Source organism: Allobosea sp. NPDC055594 (genome assembly GCF_053618995.1).
In genome coordinates this window covers 17425-35370 of sequence record NZ_JBSHIO010000002.1, presented here as the reverse complement: position 1 = coordinate 35370, position 17946 = coordinate 17425, and the positions used below count along the sequence as shown (strand labels likewise).

Annotated in this window: 13 protein-coding genes; 9 read left to right on the top strand and 4 right to left on the bottom strand. The window is 67.7% G+C overall.

The window, feature by feature from the left end; genetic code table 11:
• Positions 1-70: 70 nt before the first annotated feature.
• Positions 71-3643 (bottom strand): PAS domain-containing hybrid sensor histidine kinase/response regulator, encoded by a 3573-nt coding sequence (locus tag ACWGRX_RS04165; RefSeq protein ID WP_452116528.1) that lies wholly within the window; start codon positions 3641-3643, stop codon positions 71-73.
• A gap of 324 nt (positions 3644-3967) precedes the next feature.
• Here ACWGRX_RS04165 and mscL point away from each other — a divergent pair, with 324 nt between their 5' ends.
• The 3 genes from mscL (at position 3968) to ACWGRX_RS04150 (ending at position 6898) form a co-directional block, all read left to right on the top strand.
• A complete protein-coding gene (gene mscL, locus ACWGRX_RS04160; RefSeq protein WP_291645199.1) occupies positions 3968-4387 on the top strand; it encodes a large conductance mechanosensitive channel protein MscL in 420 nt (139 codons plus the stop codon).
• 141 nt (positions 4388-4528) lie between these two features.
• Positions 4529-5719, top strand: a complete 1191-nt coding sequence (locus ACWGRX_RS04155; RefSeq protein ID WP_452116527.1) for a pyridoxal phosphate-dependent aminotransferase — start codon at positions 4529-4531, stop codon at positions 5717-5719.
• Positions 5720-5818: 99 nt separating this feature from the next.
• A complete protein-coding gene (locus ACWGRX_RS04150; RefSeq protein ID WP_452116526.1) occupies positions 5819-6898 on the top strand; it encodes an AbrB family transcriptional regulator in 1080 nt (359 codons plus the stop codon).
• A 169-nt stretch (positions 6899-7067) separates the two neighbouring features.
• Here ACWGRX_RS04150 and ACWGRX_RS04145 read toward each other — a convergent pair whose 3' ends face one another.
• The 3 genes from ACWGRX_RS04145 to ACWGRX_RS04135 form a co-directional block, all read right to left on the bottom strand.
• Positions 7068-7994, bottom strand: a complete 927-nt coding sequence (locus ACWGRX_RS04145; RefSeq protein ID WP_452116525.1) for an SMP-30/gluconolactonase/LRE family protein — start codon at positions 7992-7994, stop codon at positions 7068-7070.
• 65 nt (positions 7995-8059) lie between these two features.
• Positions 8060-8920, bottom strand: a complete 861-nt coding sequence (locus tag ACWGRX_RS04140) for a hypothetical protein (protein WP_452116524.1) — start codon at positions 8918-8920, stop codon at positions 8060-8062.
• 309 nt (positions 8921-9229) lie between these two features.
• Positions 9230-10135 (bottom strand): LysR family transcriptional regulator, encoded by a 906-nt coding sequence (locus ACWGRX_RS04135; RefSeq protein WP_291642723.1) that lies wholly within the window; start codon positions 10133-10135, stop codon positions 9230-9232.
• A gap of 164 nt (positions 10136-10299) precedes the next feature.
• Between ACWGRX_RS04135 and ACWGRX_RS04130 the strand changes: the two genes are divergently transcribed.
• The 6 genes from ACWGRX_RS04130 (at position 10300) to ACWGRX_RS04105 (ending at position 17941) form a co-directional block, all read left to right on the top strand.
• Positions 10300-11736, top strand: coding sequence for an FAD-linked oxidase C-terminal domain-containing protein (locus tag ACWGRX_RS04130; RefSeq protein WP_291642725.1), 1437 nt, complete (start codon positions 10300-10302; stop codon positions 11734-11736).
• 59 nt (positions 11737-11795) lie between these two features.
• Complete coding sequence (locus ACWGRX_RS04125) at positions 11796-12080, top strand: GIY-YIG nuclease family protein (protein WP_452116523.1); 285 nt, start codon at positions 11796-11798, stop codon at positions 12078-12080.
• Positions 12081-12149: 69 nt separating this feature from the next.
• Positions 12150-13337, top strand: coding sequence for an FAD-binding protein (locus ACWGRX_RS04120; RefSeq protein WP_452116522.1), 1188 nt, complete (start codon positions 12150-12152; stop codon positions 13335-13337).
• A 123-nt stretch (positions 13338-13460) separates the two neighbouring features.
• Positions 13461-14831, top strand: coding sequence for a glycolate oxidase subunit GlcF (gene glcF, locus ACWGRX_RS04115; protein ID WP_452116944.1), 1371 nt, complete (start codon positions 13461-13463; stop codon positions 14829-14831).
• A gap of 201 nt (positions 14832-15032) precedes the next feature.
• The gene (hisS, locus tag ACWGRX_RS04110; RefSeq protein ID WP_452116521.1) at positions 15033-16613 is read left to right on the top strand and encodes a histidine--tRNA ligase; all 1581 of its coding nucleotides are present in this window, start codon (positions 15033-15035) and stop codon (positions 16611-16613) included.
• Between the two features lie 215 nt (positions 16614-16828).
• On the top strand, positions 16829-17941 hold the full coding sequence (locus ACWGRX_RS04105; protein WP_452116520.1) for an ATP phosphoribosyltransferase regulatory subunit: 1113 nt from the start codon (positions 16829-16831) through the stop codon (positions 17939-17941).
• Positions 17942-17946: the final 5 nt, after the last annotated feature.

Genomic DNA, 17946 nt, shown 5'->3' with positions numbered 1-17946 from the left:
TGAATCGTCGCCCCGGCGTTCCGCTGCGCTCCAGCCGGAATGACGGGGGTAGGGCGGGAGCGCTGTTCACTCACTCCGCCGCGAGCCGCGTCGCCCGCCATTGCGCGAGCAGCGCGCGCAGAGCGCCGGGCTTCAGCGGCTTGTTGAGCACGTGCACGTCGAGCGCGGCGGCGGCTTCGCGCATCTCCGGCGAGCGATCGGCCGTCAGCAGGATTGCCGGCAGGCCGGCACCGGCGCGCCTGCGCAGGCTGGCGATTGAGGCGAGGCCGTCGCCCTCGTCGAGATGGTAATCGGCGATGACCACGTCAGGGCTCAGGCCGGCATCCATCAGCGACAGGGCCTCGTCGAGGCCGCTCGCGGTGGCGACGGTGCAGCCCCAGCCGCCGAGCAGCAGCCGCATCCCGTCGAGGATCGAGGGCTCGTTGTCGATCGCCAGGATCTTCAGTCCCGAGAGCTGTCCCCCGGAAGGCAGGCGCCGGGGAGCGGAGGCCGTGGCCGCGGGCATCTGCGCCGCCGTCGGCACCAGCAGCGAGAAGCGGGTGCCGCGGCCCGGCGTCGAGGACAGGGTCAGCGTGTGGCCCAGCGTGCGTGCGATCCGCTCGACGATCGAGAGTCCGAGGCCGAGCCCGCGCGCCACCTTGGCGCCGGGGTCGAGGCGGAGGAACTCGCGGAAGACGATCTTCTGCTTGCTGGCGTGGATACCGAGGCCGGTGTCGAGCACCTGGATCGCAACCTGTTCGCCGCGGCGACGGCAGCCGACCAGAACCTTGCCGTTCGGCGTGTATTTGATCGCGTTCGAGACCAGGTTCTGCAGCAGGCGCCGCAGCAGGCGCCGGTCGGAGCGGATCGTCGCCGAAGTCGGCGAGAACACCAGCGTCAGGCTTTTCTCCTGCGCGCTCGGCTCGAATTCGCGCTGCAGCTGCCGCATCAGCTCGTCGAGCCGGAAGGTCGAGATCTCCGGCTTGAGCGCCCCGCCATCCAGCCGCGAGATTTCGAGCAGCGCGGTCAGGATCTCCTCGACGGCGTCGAGCGAGGCGTCGATGTTCTCGGCGAGGTCGGGTCGGTTCGCCGCCCGGTCGCGCTCGACCAGAGCCGAGGCATAGAGCCGGGCGGCGTTCAAGGGCTGCAAAATATCGTGGCTGGCGGCTGCGAGGAAGCGGGTCTTCGAGGCGTTGGCGTCGTCCGCCTCGGCCTTGGCGCGCTGCAGCTCGGTGTTGACGCGCTGCAGTTCTTCGGTGCGCTCGGCGACGCGCCCCTCCAGCGTCTCGTTGGTGCGCTCCAGCTCCTCCTCCGCGACCACGGAATCGGTGATGTCGGTATAGGTCGTGACGAGGCCTCCATCCGGCAGCGGGTTGGAGCGGATCTCGATCACCTTCTTCGAGGGGTAGAGCTTCAGCCGGACCGGCTCGCGGTCGTTCACCAGGCTTTCCAGCCTCGCTGCCATCAGCTCGTCCTGCGCTCCCTCGCCATAGGCGCCGCGCGCCGCATTGTAGCGCACGACCTCGTCGATCCCGGTGCCGAAGCGCACGAGCGAGGGCGGCAAGCCATAGAGCTGGATGAAGGCCTTGTTCCAGGCGAGCAGGCGCAGGTCGCGGTCGAGCACGGTGATGCCTTGCCCGGCATGGTCGAGGCCGTTCTGAAGAATATCGCGATTGTATTGCAGTGCCGCCGAGGCGTCGTCGAGCAGCTTGAAGGCGGCTTCGGTCGAGAGGTTGCGCCGGCGCAGCAGCAGCGAGAGCACGAGTCGCGAGGAGGCGGCGCCGATCGCCGAGGAGAGCAGATGCTCGCCGAAGCGCAGCATGTGGATGTCGGCCTCGCGCGCGCCGTTGAGTTCCTCGCCGCGCGATTGCGCGAAGCCCTCGAAGGCACGCTGCGTGCGCTCCAGCCCGAGATAGCGGCCGATGGTCGATTGCAACTCGGCCGCGGTGACGCTGGAGCGCCAGAGCGAGAAGGACTGGGCCATGGTGGCGCGGTCGGAATCGATGAAGGCATTGGCCTGGAGCCGCTCCATCGCGCTCGCCGGACGCATGAGCGAGAAGCCGACATAGCAGGCGAGATTGACCGAAAGGCTCCACAGCACGCCATGCGGCAGGCTGGGCAGGGTGACGCCGAACAGCGCTTCCGGCCGTAGCAGGCCGATGCCGAGCGGGCCGTTCTGGACGATATCGCTCCAGAAGCCGCCGGGCTGGGCGATGCTCGGCATCAGCAGCGTGTAGAGCCAGGTCAGCAGTCCGGCACCCAGCCCGACCACGGCGCCCAGAGCGGTGCCGCGCCGCCAGATCAGGCCGCCGAAGAAGGCCGGCGCGATCTGCGCCGTGGCGGCGAAGGAGAGCAGGCCGATCGAGACCAGAGCCGCTTCGCCGGATGCCCGATAATAGGCGTAGCCGAGCAGGATCACGGCGATGATCGCGCCGCGCCGGATATGGACGACCTGTGAGCCGAGATCGCCGCCGGTCGAGCCGTTCGCGCTCCTTCCGCGCGCCCAGGCCGCGGTGGCGCGATCTGGGTCCGGCGCGACGCCGCGCCCGCGCAGCAGCAGCGGCATGACGATGTGGTTCGAGATCATGATCGCGAGCGCGACCGAGACGACGATCACCATGGCGGTCGCGGCCGAGAGCCCGCCGATGAAGACGAGCAGGGCGACGAGGCTCGCCCGCTCCTGCAACGGCAGCAGGAGCACCGTCATGTCGCGATCGATGTTCGATCCGGTCAGCATCACCTCGCCCGCCGCTGCGAGCGGCAGGACGAAGAGATTGATCAGGATCAGATAGAGCGGGAACATCCAGGCCGCGCGGCGCACGTCCTGCACGTCGCGGTTCTCGACGATCGCCATGTGGAACTGCCGCGCCAGCAAGAGCGCTGCGAAGGACGACAGCACGGTCAGCGTCAGGAAGGTCGGCCAGTTCGAGGTCCGCTGCCAGATCGGCGGCGCATCCACGGCCGCGCGGGTCGCCTGTGCCAAGAGGTCGGCGCCGCCGTCGAACAGCCCGTAGACCACGAAGAGGCCGAGCGCGAGGAAGGCGATCAGCTTGATCAGGGATTCGACCGCGATCGCCAGGACGAGCCCGTCCTGATGTTCGGTGGCGTCGATATGGCGGGTGCCGAAGGCGCAGGCGAAGCCGGCGAGGACGAGCGCGACGAGGAAGGCGAGGTCGCCCAGAACCGGGAGATCGGCGAGCGGCGCCGGGCCGCCGGTCGCGGCGAGGAAGACCGAGAGCGAGTTCGCCACCGCCTTCAGCTGCAGCGAGATATAGGGCAGCGCGCCGATCACCGCGACGAGGCAGACCATGGCGGCGACACGCTCGCTCTTGCCGTAGCGCGCCCCGACGAAGTCGGCGATCGAGGTGATGTTCTGCGATTTCGCGATCGTCACGATGCGCGCGACGAAGCGGTGGCCGAGGCCGATGACGAGGATCGGCCCGACATAGATGCCGAGGAAGTCGAAGCCGTTGCGATGCGCGAAGCCGACCGAGCCGTAGAAGGTCCAGGAGGTGCAGTAGACCCCGAGCGCCAGCGCATAGATCGTCGTGCGCGCCCGCCCGCTCATCAGGCGCCGGCCCGAGGTGTCGGCGAGATGGGCGATCGCGAACAGCGCGCAGAGATAGGCGAGCGCCGTCAGCACGACAGACCAGGCCGGAATCATCGGGCTCCCTCGCAGCCACTGTTCTTGAAGTCAGCCTACCGCCGCGGGACGCCGGCCGCCATCAGCCATTAGACCGGCGCGGGCGATCCGTCAGCGTTTGCCTGGCCGCTTATGATCCCCATGGGCCTTTCGCAGTGTTCTTCGTCGCCTGATCTTCGCAAACTGGCCAATCGAGGCCTGGAAGCTGCTTTTCTCATGAGGAAGGCCGAGGAAAACGGCCGGAAGACTGTTTCCTCGGCCGGCGCGGCTGGTTTAGCGTGCTGGCGGGGGCGGCATTGCGCAGCGCGGTGCCGAAAACTGGCCAAGCATTCGGAAAGGCGCTCCATGTTAAATGAATTCAAGGAATTCGCGCTGAAGGGCAATGTCGTCGATCTCGCCATCGGCGTGATCATCGGCGCGGCCTTCGGCAGGATCGTCGAATCGCTCGTCGGCGACATCATCATGCCGTTGATCGGCGCGATCGGCAGCGTCGACTTCTCCAACTACTTCTTCGGGCTGAACAGCGGCGTCACGTCGCCGGTCCTCGCCGATGCCAAGAAGCAGGGCGCCGTCCTCGCCTATGGCAATTTCCTGACCGTCGCGGTCAACTTCGTGATCATCGCCTTCGTGCTGTTTCTCGTCGTCAAGGGCATCAACACGCTCCGGCGCAAGCAGGCGGCCAAGCCGGCCGAGCCGGTGGCTCCGCCGCAGGACATCGCCCTGCTCAGCGAGATCCGCGACCTGCTGAAGCAGAAGCAGGCCTGACTGCCTTCGCGGGGCGAGCCGGGTCTTCGGATGCGCCCCGCGAACCATCACTGCGAGCGATCGGGTCGATCTCGCGATTTCATGCCGCCGCGCCCGGCGATGGGCTAGATTGGCCGGCATGTTTCCCGCGAAGGATCGACCATGAACATGCATGCCCCGGCCGGCACCAGCCTGATCGCCGACCTGCGACCCGAGGCCCGCAGCGCGCCCGAAAGCGGGATCGTCGAGGTCGTCAACCATGGCCGGCTGAAGCCCGGCCTGATCCCGCTTTGGGTCGGTGAGGGCGATCTGCCGACGCCGGAATTCATCATCCGCGCCGCCAACAAATCGCTGGCCGATGGCGAGACCTTCTACACTTGGCAGCGCGGTATCCCCGAGCTGCGCGAGGCTCTGGCCCGCTACCATGCCGCGCTCTATGGCCGGCCCTTCTCGGCCGATAGCTTCTTCGTCACCGGCTCGGGCATGCAGTCGGTCCAGATCGCGGTGCGGATGATCGCCGGAGCCGGCGACGAGATCGTCATCCCGACCCCGGCCTGGCCCAATGTCGCCGCCGCCCTCGGCGTCGCGGGAGCCGCGACCGTCTCCGTGGCGATGGATTTCCACCAGGGACGCTTCACCCTCGATCTCGCCAAGCTCGAAGCGGCGATCACGCCGCGCACGCGTGCCCTCGTCATCAATTCTCCGGCGAACCCGACCGGCTGGACCGCGACCCGCGACGAGCTCGCCGCGATCCTGGCGCTTGCCCGCAGGCACGGCATCTGGATCATCGCCGACGAGATCTATGCGCGCTTCGTCTATGACGGCTCGGCCCGCGCCGCCTCCTTCCATGACGTGATGGAGCAGGAGGACCGGATTCTCTTCGTCCAGACCTTCTCGAAGAACTGGGCGATGACCGGCTGGCGCATCGGCTGGATCGAGGCCCCGCCGGCCCTCGGCCAGATCATCGAGAACCTGATCCAGTACTCGACCTCGGGCTCGCCGGTCTTCGTCCAGCGCGCGGCCGTCGCGGCGCTCGACGAGGGCGAACCCTTCGTCGCCGAGCAGATCGCCCGGGCCAAGGAAGGCCGCCGTATCATCGCCGAGGGCTTGAAGGCGACCAACCGCGTCTCGCTGCAGGCGCCCGACGGCGCCTTCTACCAGTTCTTCGCCGTCGATGGCCGCACCGATTCGCGGGCGCTGGCGATCGAACTGGTCGACAAGGCCAATGTCGGGCTGGCGCCCGGTGCCGCCTTCGGAGCGGGCGGTGAGACCGGCTTGCGCCTATGTTTCGCCCGCAAGGCCTCTGACCTGACCGAGGCCGTGGCGCGGCTGCAGCAGGCGCTCGCCGGGTGATGCGCCGCGCATGGCCGCTGCGCCCCCAGGGTGTTTGACCGGGGCGGCCCGGCGCTTCATTGATGCCGCCATGCGCGCTTTCGGCGCATGGCCTGAGCGATGTCCCCTCCGACTCTGATTCCCTACCGCTTCCGAGTTCTTTCGCGCGAAGCTGCGCTGGTCGCCTGCGCCGCGATCGGCGGCGCCCTGTTCGCCCTGCTCGAGATTCCGGCCGCCTGGCTGTCTGGCTCGATGCTTCTGGTCTCGGTGATCGGGGTCGCACGCCCCCTGCCGGACCTGCGCAAGCCCTGGTTCGACTCGACCATGGTGATGTCGGGCGCGCTGATCGGTTCTGCCGCCACGCCCGAAGCGCTGGCGGCGACGGCACGCTATCCCGGTTCGCTCTTCATCCTCGTCGTCGGGCTCGTGGCGATCATGCTGACGACCGGCGCCTATCTGCGCTTCGTCGCGCGCTGGTCCTGGATCGATTCGCTGCTGGCCGCGGCGCCGGGCGCGCTCTCGACGGTGATCGCGGTGGCCGAGTCGAAAGGCGCCAATCTCGGCCGCATCGCGGCGATCCAGCTCTTCCGCATCCTGGTCCTGATCGCCGTGCTGCCCAGCATCATGAAGCTGACCGGAGGCGGGGATGCCGGGGCGGGCGCCGCGCCGCCGGTGGCGCAGATCATCGGCCTCGGCGACATGGTGTTGCTCCTGGGCTGCGCGCTGGCGACCGGCATCGTCTTCGAGCGCTTGCGCGTCACGGCGCCCTATATCCTCGGCGCCACGCTGGCGAGCACCGTGCTGCATGGATCGGGCACGGTGCACGGCACCTTTCCGCCGGAGATCGCCATGGCGGTGATGGTCATGCTCGGCGCCGCGATGGGAGGACGCGTCTCCAAGCTGCAGCGCAACGAGATCGCCGCGCTGTTCCCGCTCGCCATCGGCGGCTTTCTGGTCTCGATGCTCGTCGCTTTCGCCTTCGCCTGGCCGGCGGCCTGGCTCGCCGGCGTGCCCTATGCCAGCGCCATGGCCGCCTTCGCGCCCGGCGGACTCGAGGCGATGGCGATGCTCGCCTTCGCCATGGGGCTCGATCCGCTCTATGTCGGCGCGCACCATCTGGTGCGTTTCATGCTGGTCGGCCTCTCCATGCCTTTCGTGATCGGCTGGCTGAAGCCGGAGAAGCCGCCGCCGGAGAGCTGAGCGTCAGCCGCGCCCGGTTGGTGGCAGAGTTTCCACAGCCCTCGTCCTGAGGAGCCGCAAGGCGGCGTCTCGAAGGATGCTCCAGAAGCCTCCGGAAGCCGCTGAATCATCCTTCGAGAGGCGGGCTCCGCCCGCTCCTCAGGATGAGGGCTGCGGGAGGCTGCCGGTTTTACGCGGCGCCGTTGGTGTGGGTCATCAGCGCGTAGAGCGAGGTCGTGCCGCAGATGAACAGCCGGTTCCGCTTCGGTCCGCCGAAGCAGAGATTGGCGACGATTTCCGGCACCAGAACCTTGCCGATCAGCGTGCCGTCGGGGTGATAGACGTGGATCCCGTCGGCGGCGCTGGTCCAGAGCCGCCCGCTTGCGTCGAAGCGGAAGCCGTCGAACAGCCCGGCCGTGCTTTCGGCGAAGACGGAGGAGGCGCCGAGCGTCGTGCCGTCGCCGGTGACTGCGAATTTGCGGATATGGCGCGGGCCGTTCTGCGGGTCGTGGCTGGCGCCGGTATCGGAAATGTAGAGCTCGCTTTCGTCGGGCGAGAAGGCGAGCCCGTTCGGCTTGACGAAATCGTCGGCGACGACGGTCAGTGCGCCCGAATGCGGGTCGATGCGGTAGACATGGCAACGGCCGATCTCGCTCTCGGCCTTGTCGCCCTCATAATCGCTGAGGATGCCGTAATCGGGATCGGTGAACCAGATCGAGCCGTCCGACTTGACCACGACGTCGTTCGGCGAGTTCAGCCGCTTGCCCTGATGATGGCTGGCGAGCACGGTGATCGAGCCGTCATGCTCGGTGCGCGTCACCTGGCGTCCGCCATGCTCGCAGGTGACGAGCCGTCCCTGGCGGTCGACCGTGTTGCCGTTCGAATTGCGCGCCGGCTGTCGGAAGATACCGACATGACCCGAGAGCGCGTCGTAGCGCATCATCCTGTCGTTCGGGATGTCGGACCAGACCACCGTGTTGTGCGCCGGGAACCAGGCAGGCCCTTCTGTCCAGCGTGCGCCGGTCCAGAGCCGCTCCATTCGGGCCGAGGCGGGCACGATCCGGTTGAAGCGCAAATCGTAGACCTCGACGCTGAAGCCTTCGATGAAGCCGAACATGTCTTGTCTCCGGTGGTCCTGATGGATCGACTTGATCAACCCGCCTTGCGGGATGTGTTTTCTCGTCAGCGACGCCTGCTACAGGCTGCGAGAAATTTCGGGATTGCAATGTTGGCGCCGCGGATGTCGACGGGCTGGCTGCCGCCGGGCGTCCTGATGACGAAACGGCTTTGGCGCGCGATCTCCGACAATACGTCCCGCAGCGGCTCAAGTTCGATGGTCGCCTCGATTTGCATCGCTGCGTCCATTTCGGAGTAGATCGCCTTGCCGGTGATCGCGACCATGTCCTCGCCGGCGGTGATCCTGAAGGTCTGCCGCGAGCCGCGTCGATACTTGCCTTGCGGGTCGTCGGCCAGCACTGTCGTGCGGCCGGAGCCCTGTACGCAGTCGAGCATCAGCGTCGCGAAATGATTGCCGTCGGCGATGCCGAGCTTGGCCTTGCGGCCATAGGTCGAGAAATCCCACAGGGCTTCGTCCTCGCCAGCCTGCTTCGTTTGGGCTTGCTGTTGCGGAGCCGGCTGCGGTGTCGGTACCGGTCGTTGTGGGGCGGGTCGTGGCGGGGTGGCGGAGGCCGATTCCTCGACGCGGGGCCCATCCGGCGCCCGCAGCACGCTGTCGTCGCCGTCATCGCTCTTCACGCCGCCGTCGCCGCCCGCTGCCACCGTGGACCGAGGTTCCGGCGAGGGCGCCGGCGCTGTTCTGCGCGGCGGCGTGTCGTCAAGCAGCGTCGCCGACGTCAGCTTGACGATCCTGCCCGCCGCCCCGCATGCTACCGAGGTGATCTTGAGCCGTGCGCCCTTGCGGAAAAGATCGTCGAATGCGGCCTGAAGGCGGCGATAGGCGGCGCGGTCCTTGATGTCGTAGGCCGCCGGCAGATTGATGTAGCCGTCGTCATAGGGCGGTTCGTTGAAGGTGAAGCCCTGCAACTCGCCTTTCTCCACGACGCGATCGACGACCCGGCCGATGGAGGTTCCCCGAACGCAGCCGGATGAGCCCGGCAGGCCGACGATCGCGACGGTTCGCCCGGTCTGGTCCCTGTCGATCCTGATCTGGGCGGTCGCCGGTGTTGTCGTTGCTGCGAGCAGTAGAGATCCCAGTGCGGCGGCAGCGAGGCGCTGGCAAGCAAGTTCAGTCATCGACAGAAGTCCGACGCAGTAGGAGGAGCGCAGCGGCGGTGCTGCCGCCGATCTTCGCGGCGATCATGCAGGGCGGTGGCGGTTCGGCGCAAGCGGCTTCTACAGTTCGAGGCCTTCGTCCCAATACGGCGTCGCGCCGTAGAGTTCAGCCAGGAAGTCGACGAAGGCCCTGACCTTCTGCTCCATGTGGCGGCGGCTCGGATAGACCGCGTAGACGGCGACGCGCTTGCCGACCGAATAGGCCGGCAGAACCCTGGTCAACGCGCCTGATTTCAGCTCCGGCCCGACATCCCAGGTCGAGCGCAGGGCGATGCCGACGCCGGCGAGCAGCGCCTCGCGCACGACCTCGCTGGAATTGGTGCGCAACTGCCCGGTGACGCGCACCGTGACCGGCCCCTCCGGCCCGTCGAGCCGCCATTGATCGGCATTATGGGCAATCAGCGTATGGCTCTGGAGGTCCTCGATCGTCGCCGGGCGACCATGGGCGGAGAGATAGGCTGGTGTCGCGCAGAGGATTCGGTGGTTCGGCGCAAGCCGCTTCGCGACCAGGCTGGAATCGCCGAGATCGGCGATCCGCACCGCGAGGTCGAAACCCTCGCCGATGATGTCGACGAAGGCGTCGGTCAGGATCAGGTCGACATTGACCATCGGGTTGGCGTCGAGGAAGGGCTTGAGATGCGGCGCGACATGCAGCCGCCCGAACGAGGTCGGCGCCGAGACGCGCAATGTGCCGCGCGCCTGGCCGACACCGCTCGCCACCCAGGCTTCCGCCTCCTCGATGGAGCCGAGAATCGCGACGACCCGCTCATAGAAGCCCTGGCCGGCCTCGGTCAGCGAGAGTTGCCGCGTGGTCCGCTGCAGCAGGCGCACGCCGAGCCGCTCCTCGAGCCGGCGGATGCGCTTCGAGATCACCGCCGGCGACAGGCTGAGCTCGCGCCCGGCCGCTGACATGCTCTTGGCAGTGACGACGTGGGCGAAAACGTCGAGGTCGCCGAACCGATCCACGCAGCCTCCATTTTTTCCATTTCGGAAATAATCATGCACGTTACTCTCGCTGCAACAACCCGAGAATTGTTCTAGAGTCGCAAGGTCGGCTCAGCCCGCACCCTTCGAGACGCCGATTTGCGGCGCCTCGAGATGGAGTTGGAGAGGACGAAGAAGGATCGACCATGAGTGCCATCGCTTTTCCGGCGCCGGATGCCGATATCCTCGCTCGCCGCGAGCAGATTCTCGCGGGCCTCGCCCGGCTCGTCGCGCCCGAGGCCCTCATCACCACCGAGGATGAGCGCCGGCCCTATGAAACCGATGCGCTGACCGCCTATCGCCGCATGCCGCTCGCGGTCGTGCTGCCCTCGACCACCCAGGAGGTTGCCGCCGTGCTGCGCTATTGCGGTGAGCAGGGCGTGCCGGTCGTGCCGCGCGGCGCCGGAACCTCGCTCGCCGGCGGCGCCATCCCGCAGGAGGACGCGGTGGTGATCGGCGTCTCCAAGATGAACCGCATCCTCGAGATCGACTATGCCAACCGCGTCGCCAAGGTGCAGGCCGGCGTCACCAATCTCGCCGTCACCGGCGCGGTTTCGGCCGATGGCTTCTTCTATGCGCCCGACCCGTCCTCGCAGCTCGCCTGCTCGATCGGCGGCAATATCGGCATGAATTCCGGCGGGGCGCATTGCCTGAAATACGGCGTCACCACCAACAACGTGCTCGGCGTCACATTGGTGATGCTGGATGGCAGCATCGTCGAAATCGGCGGCGCCCATCTCGATGCGCCGGGGCTCGACCTGCTCGGCCTGATCGTCGGCTCCGAGGGGCAGCTCGGCATCGTCACCGAGGCGACGGTGCGCATCCTGCGCTCGGCCGAGGGCGCCCGCCCGGTGCTGTTCGGCTTCCCGAGCAGTGAGGAGGCGGGGGCGGCGGTCGCCGCCATCATCGGCGCCGGCATCATCCCGGTCGCGATGGAATTCATGGACAAGCCGGCGATCGAGATCTGCGAGGCCTTCGCCAAGGCCGGCTATCCGATGGATGTCGAGGCGCTGCTGATCATCGAGGTCGAGGGCTCGGAGGCCGAGATGGACGCCCAGCTCGCCCGCATCGTCGCCATCGCCAGGGAGCACGGCGTCAAGACAGTCAAGGAAAGCAAGTCGGCGATGGAGACGGCGGCGATCTGGAAGGGCCGCAAATCGGCCTTCGGCGCCACCGGGCGGATCGCCGATTATATCTGCATGGACGGCACCATCCCGACCGGGCAATTGCCCTTCGTGTTGCGCCGCATGGACGAGATCATCAAGGGCTATGGCCTGCGCGTCGCCAACGTCTTCCATGCCGGCGACGGCAATCTCCACCCGCTGATCCTCTACAACTGCAACGATCCGGTCGAGGCACAGAAGGCCGAGGATGCCGGCAACGACATCCTCAAACTCTGCGTCGAGGTCGGCGGCTGCCTGACCGGCGAGCATGGCGTCGGCATCGAGAAGCGCGACCTGATGACCGTCCAGTTCAATGAGGCAGACCTGCATCAGCAGCAGCGGGTGAGGGCGGTGTTCGACCCGCGCTGGCTGCTCAACCCGGCCAAGGTTTTCCCGCTCGAAGGTCGGATCGCTGCCTGAGCTTTGTCATTCCGGGGCTCGCATAGCGAGAACCCGGAACCCACGACCGGGTGCGCGGGATGGCGTATTTCGTCTACCTCATGGCCAGCAAGCGAAGCGGTACGCTCTACCTGGGCATCACCAACGATCTGGCGAGACGTGCCTATGAGCACAAAGTGAAACGGAACATTGGATTCACGAGCCGCTACGGGGTCGACAGGCTGGTCTGGTACGAGCAGTTCGAGGACGTCAGGGATGCGATCGACCGGGAGAAGGTCCTGAAGAAATGGCGCAGAGCCTGGAAGATCAAGCTTATCGAAGACATGAATCCGGAATGGAAGGATTTCTATGAAGGGCTGTCCTGACCGGCGATACCCAGTCGTGGGTTCCGGGTTCTTCGCGATGCGAAGCCCCGGAATGACAGTGGTGGGCGCGTGATGCTCCACACTCCCACCACAGAGGCACAGGCCTGCGCCGTCGTCGCCTCGATCGTCGAGGCGCGCATCCCACTCGCCATCCGCGGTGGCGGCACGCGCTCCGGCCTGGGGCGGCCGGACAACGCCGTCAGCACGCTTTCCAGCGCCGGGCTCTCCGGCATCACCCTCTATGAACCCGCCGAAATGGTGATCGGGGCCAAATCCGGCACGCCGCTGAAGCTGATCGAGCAGACGCTGGCAGAGCGCGGCCAGATGCTGCCTTTCGAGCCGATGGACCATCGCGCCTTGCTGGGCAGCGAGGGAGAGCCGACGATCGGCGCGATCGCGGCCGGCAACATCTCCGGCCCCCGCCGGATCAATGCCGGCGCCGCGCGCGACTCCCTGATCGGCATCAGGCTGATCAACGGCCGCGGCGAGCTGGTGAAGTCCGGTGGGCGGGTGATGAAGAACGTCACCGGTCTCGATCTGGTGAAGCTCGTCGCCGGCAGCTTCGGCACGCTCGGCTTCCTGACCGAGGTGACCTTCCGCGTCCTGCCGCGGCCGGAGCGCGTCGTCACGCTGATCTGGGAGGGCCTTTCCGACGCGGCGGCGGTTGCGCTGCTCTCCGCGGCGCTCGGCTCGCCCTTCGAGCCGATGGCCGCGGCGCATCTGCCGGCCGGGATCGGCGCCGAGGACGCCCGCACCCTGATCAGGCTGGAGAATTTCTCCGCCTCGATCGGCTATCGCGCCGCCGAGCTCGCGCGCCTGCTCAAGGCCCATGGCCGGCCCGAGCTGATCGAAGGGCGCGGCTCGGACGCGCTCTGGCGCGAGGTCCGCGACGCCGCCTTCTTCGCCGGTAGCGACGAGGCCGTCTGGCGGCTCTCGCTGGCTCCGAGCAATGGCCCAAGGGCGACCGCCGCCATCGCCCGCGCCATTCCACAGGCGCGCTGGTTCTACGATTGGGGCGGCGGGTTGGTCTGGCTCGCGGTTCCGGCGGCGGGCGATGCCGGCGCCGCCGCGATCCGCGCCGCGACGAAGCCGCTCGGCGGCCATGCGACGCTGGTGCGGGCGCCCGATGCGGTGCGCGCCGTCGTGCCGGTCTTCGAGCCGCTCTCCGAACCGCTGATGCGGGTGACGGCGGGCATCAAGAAGAGCTTCGATCCGGAGGGCGTGTTCGAGCCCGGCCGGATGTATGCGGGGATTTGACCGTCGTTTCCGTCATGTTCGGCCTTGTGCCGAGCATCCACGTCTTGCGGCGCGGATTGAGGAAAAGACGTGGATGGTCGGGACAGGCCCGACCATGACGTACAGGGCGACACGGACGAGATCATGCAGACCAACTTTACCCCCGAGCATCTCGCTTCCGATCCGCGCCTGCAGGCCTCGGAGAAGATTCTGCGCAGCTGTGTGCATTGCGGTTTCTGCACCGCGACCTGCCCGACCTACCTCCTGCTCGGCGACGAGCTCGATTCGCCGCGCGGGCGCATCTACCAGATCAAGGACATGCTCGAGAACGAGCGGCCGGCGACGGCGGAGGTGGTCAAGCATATCGACCGCTGCCTTTCCTGCCTGTCCTGCATGACGACCTGCCCCTCGGGCGTGCACTACATGCATCTCGTCGACCATGCCCGCGCCCATATCGAGGAGACCTATCAGCGCCCCTGGCATGACCGGGCGCTCAGGCGCCTCCTCGCCGCGATCCTGCCCTATCCCGGCCGCTTCCGCTTCGCCATGCTGGCCGCCCGGCTCGGCAAGCCCCTCGCCGGGGCGCTCGGCGCGCTGCCGCATCTCGGCACCTCGCTGAAGGCGATGCTGGCGCTGGCGCCCTGGAGCCTGCCGAACCGCTCGGCGATGGAAGGCCCGCAAAGCTTCCCGGCCAGCGGCGAGCGCAAGCGGCGCGTCGCCATCCTCTCCGGCTGTGCCCAGCCGGTGCTCGATCCCGGCATCAACGAGGCGACGATCCGGCTTTTGACCCGCCATGGCGTCGAGGTCGTGCTGCCGAAGGGCGAGGGCTGCTGTGGAGCGCTTGTCCACCATATGGGCCGCGAGCATGACGCGCTCGCCTTCGCCCGCGCCAATATCGACGCCTGGATGGCCGAGATCGACGGCGAGGGGCTCGACGCCATCCTGATCACGGCCTCGGGCTGCGGCACGACGATCAAGGATTACGGCTTCATGTTCCGGAACGAACCAGCCTATGCCGAGAAGGCGGCCAAGGTTTCGGCGCTGGCCAAGGACGTCACCGAATTCGTCGAGACGCTGGAGATCGCGCCGGTGCGCGGCTTCGATCTCACCGTCGCCTATCACTCCGCCTGCTCGATGCAGCACGGCCAGCAGCTCAAGGACGGGCCGAAGCGCCTGCTGTCGCGCGCCGGCTTCCGGGTCAAGGAAGTGCCGGAGGGCCATATCTGCTGCGGCTCGGCCGGCGTCTACAACATCCTCCAGCCGGAGATCGCCGGGCAACTGCGCGAGCGCAAGATCGGCAATATCGGCCGCACCCGGCCCGATCTCGTCGCCACCGGAAATATCGGCTGCATGACCCAGCTGGCCAAGGGCTTCGCCGACAAGGGCGCGACGACGCCGGTCGTGCACACCGCCGAGCTGCTCGACTGGGCGACCGGCGGGCCGGTCCCGGCGAAGCTGGCGCAGGCCGGGATCGGGGAGGCTCCGGCGGCGGAGGTTCTGGTCGCGGCGGGGTGACGGCCTCCTCCGTCGTGCTCGCCCTGGTGGCGAGCATCCACGTCTTGAACATCGCGCTAGGTGAAGGAAGACGTGGATGGCCGGGACAAGCCCGACCATGACGGCGTTTCCCGTACCGCGCCGGGAAGACTTGCCCCCGGGGGCCTCAGGGTCTAACCCGCTCGGGCATCAATAAGCATTTACTTATCGAGTTCCGCAGCCATGTCCGCCGACAAGACCGCCTCCAGCAAGCTGAAAGCCCGCCAGCCGCGTGGTTTCGTCGACCGTGGCCCGGCCGATGTCGCCGCCACCGAGCGCATGCTGTCCGTCATCCGTGAGAGCTTCTCGCTCTATGGCTTCGATCCTGTCGAAACGCCCTTCGTCGAATATACCGATGCGCTCGGCAAGTTCCTGCCGGATCAGGACCGGCCGAACGAGGGCGTCTTCTCCTTCCAGGACGATGACGAGCAGTGGCTCTCGCTGCGCTATGATTTGACGGCGCCGCTCGCCCGCTATGTCGCCGAGAATTTCGACGCGCTGCCAAAACCTTATCGCAGCTATCGCGCCGGCTATGTCTTCCGCAACGAGAAGCCGGGGCCGGGGCGCTTCCGCCAGTTCATGCAGTTCGACGCCGATATCGTCGGCTCGGGCACGGTCGCGGCCGATGCCGAGATCTGCATGCTCGCCGCCGACACGATGGAGAAGCTCGGCATCAGGCGCGGCGACTATGTCGTCAAGGTCAACAACCGCAAGGTGCTCGACGGGGTGATGGACGCCGCTGGTATCGATCAGGCGGCGCGGCTCGCCGTGCTGCGGGCGATCGACAAGGCCGACAAGTTCCCGCTGGCCGAAGTCGGCAAGCTGCTCGGCGAGGGCCGCAAGGACGAGAGCGGCGACTTCACCAAGGGCGCCGGGCTGACGGGCGCGCAGGCCGAGACGATCCTGCGCTATCTCGAGCTGGGCCAGAAGCTCGCCGAGCTCGGCAAATCGACCGCCGCCGACAGTGCCCGGGCGGCTGAATTGTCGGCCGAGGCCGTCAGCGAGCTCGGGAAGCTGGTCGAGAGCGCCGAGAACGGCCGCGCCGGCATCGAGGAACTGGAGCAGATCCGAGAACTCGTCACCGCCGCCGGCTATCTTGGCCGCATCATCATCGACCCCTCGGTCGTGCGCGGCCTCGAATACTATACCGGCCCGGTCTACGAGGTGGAGCTGACCTTCCCGGTGACCAATGAGGACGGTCAGGTCGTACGCTTCGGCTCGGTCGCGGGTGGTGGGCGCTATGACGGTCTCGTCGGCCGCTTCCGGCCCGAGCCCGTGCCGGCGACCGGCTTCTCGATCGGCGTCTCCCGGCTCTATTCGGCGCTGAAGGCGGTGAAGTCGCCGATCGTCGACCAGAGGAACGAGTTGCCGCTGGTCGTCGTCACCGCCATGGACAACAAGTCGCCGGAGTTCATGCCAGCCTATCAGGCGATGGTCTCGGCCCTGCGGCAGGCGAAGGATGCGGACGGCAAGCCGCTGCTGCGCGCGGACCTCTATCTCGGCGCTTCCGGCTTCAACGCCCAGATGAAATATGCCGACAGGCGCGGCGCCGTCTGCGCGGTGATCCAGGGTTCTTCGGAGCGCGAGGCCGGCACGGTCGTCATCAAGGACCTGATCCTCGGCGCCGAGCTCGCCGCCGCCGGGCGCGAGGTCAAGGATTCCGCCGAGCACAAGGCGAGGCAGGCGGAAGCACAGTTCTCCGTCCCGGTGGCGGAGCTGGTCGAGGGCGTGAAGAAGGTGCTCTTCCGTCATGCCCGGCCTTGACCCGAGAGCGAGCCTCTCCGTCATGGTCGGGCTTGTTCCGACCATCCACGTCTTCCTTGAGCGAGGACGGTGTTCAGGACGTGGATGCTCGCCACAAGGGCGAGCATGACGGCGACGGGTAGCAGGCGAAGGGATTCCCGCTAACCCAATTCCCTAAAAACCGTCGAAAATCCGGTTCGTCCCTGCTAGGACGGCGCCGCAACAGGACCAATGCCGTGACCGCGACCCGTGCCAGCATCGACACCGTGATCGCGCTGTTCGAGCGCGAGGGCTATGCCCGCGCCGAACCCGCGATCCTGCAGCCTGCCGAGCCCTTCCTCGACCTGTCCGGCGAGGACATCCGCCGCCGCATCTTCCTGACGCAGGATCTCGACGGTCGCGAATGGTGCCTGCGGCCGGAATATACGATCCCCGTCGCGCTCGCCCATATCGCCGCCCGGTCCACCGAGCCGGCCTCCTACGCCTATGCCGGCCCGGTCTTCCGCATGCGCTCCAACGAGCCCGGCGAGTTCGCCCAGGCCGGGATCGAATCCTTCGGCCGCGGGGACGTCGCTGCCGCCGATGCCGAGATCATGGCGCTCGCCGTTGAAGCCGTCGCGGCGCTCGGGCTCGCCCAGCCGCGCCTGTTGATGGGTGATGTCGCTTTGCTCGCCGCTCTGCTCGACGGGCTTGGCGTGCCGCAGGCGGCTCGCCGCCGCCTGATGCGCGCCGTTGCTCAGGGCAAGGGTGCCGATGCTGTCTCGGCGCTCGATGCGCCGGCAGCCGCGACCGAAGCGACCCATGCCGGGCTGCTCAAGGCACTGGAAGGGCAGGACCCCAAGGCTGCCCGGGCTTTCGTCGAGGACGTGCTCTCGATCGCCGGCATCTCGACCGTCGGCGGCCGCTCGGCGGGTGACATCGCCGAGCGTTTTCTGGCCCGTGCCGCCGAGCGCGACAACCCGGTCAGCGACGAGGCGAGGGCGCTGCTCGGCCGCGCGCTGGCGATCAGCGGCGATCCCGACAGCGCCTCGGCCGCCTGGCGCAAGCTGGCGAGCGAGGCGGGGCTCGATCTCGCCGCGCCGCTAGACGTCTTCGACGAACGCACCGGTTTCCTGGCGGCGCGCGGCGTCGATGTCGGCAATATCGGCTTCTCGGCCGCCTTTGCCCGCAATCTCGACTATTATACCGGCTTCATCTTCGAGCTGCATGATCCGGCAAGGCCCGAGCTGAAGCCGATCGCCGGCGGCGGCCGCTATGACGGCGTGCTGCAGCGCCTCGGCGCGCCGGAGCCCGTCGCGGCGGTCGGCGCCTCGATCTGGCTCGACCGGCTGGCAGGAGCGACGGCATGAGCGCG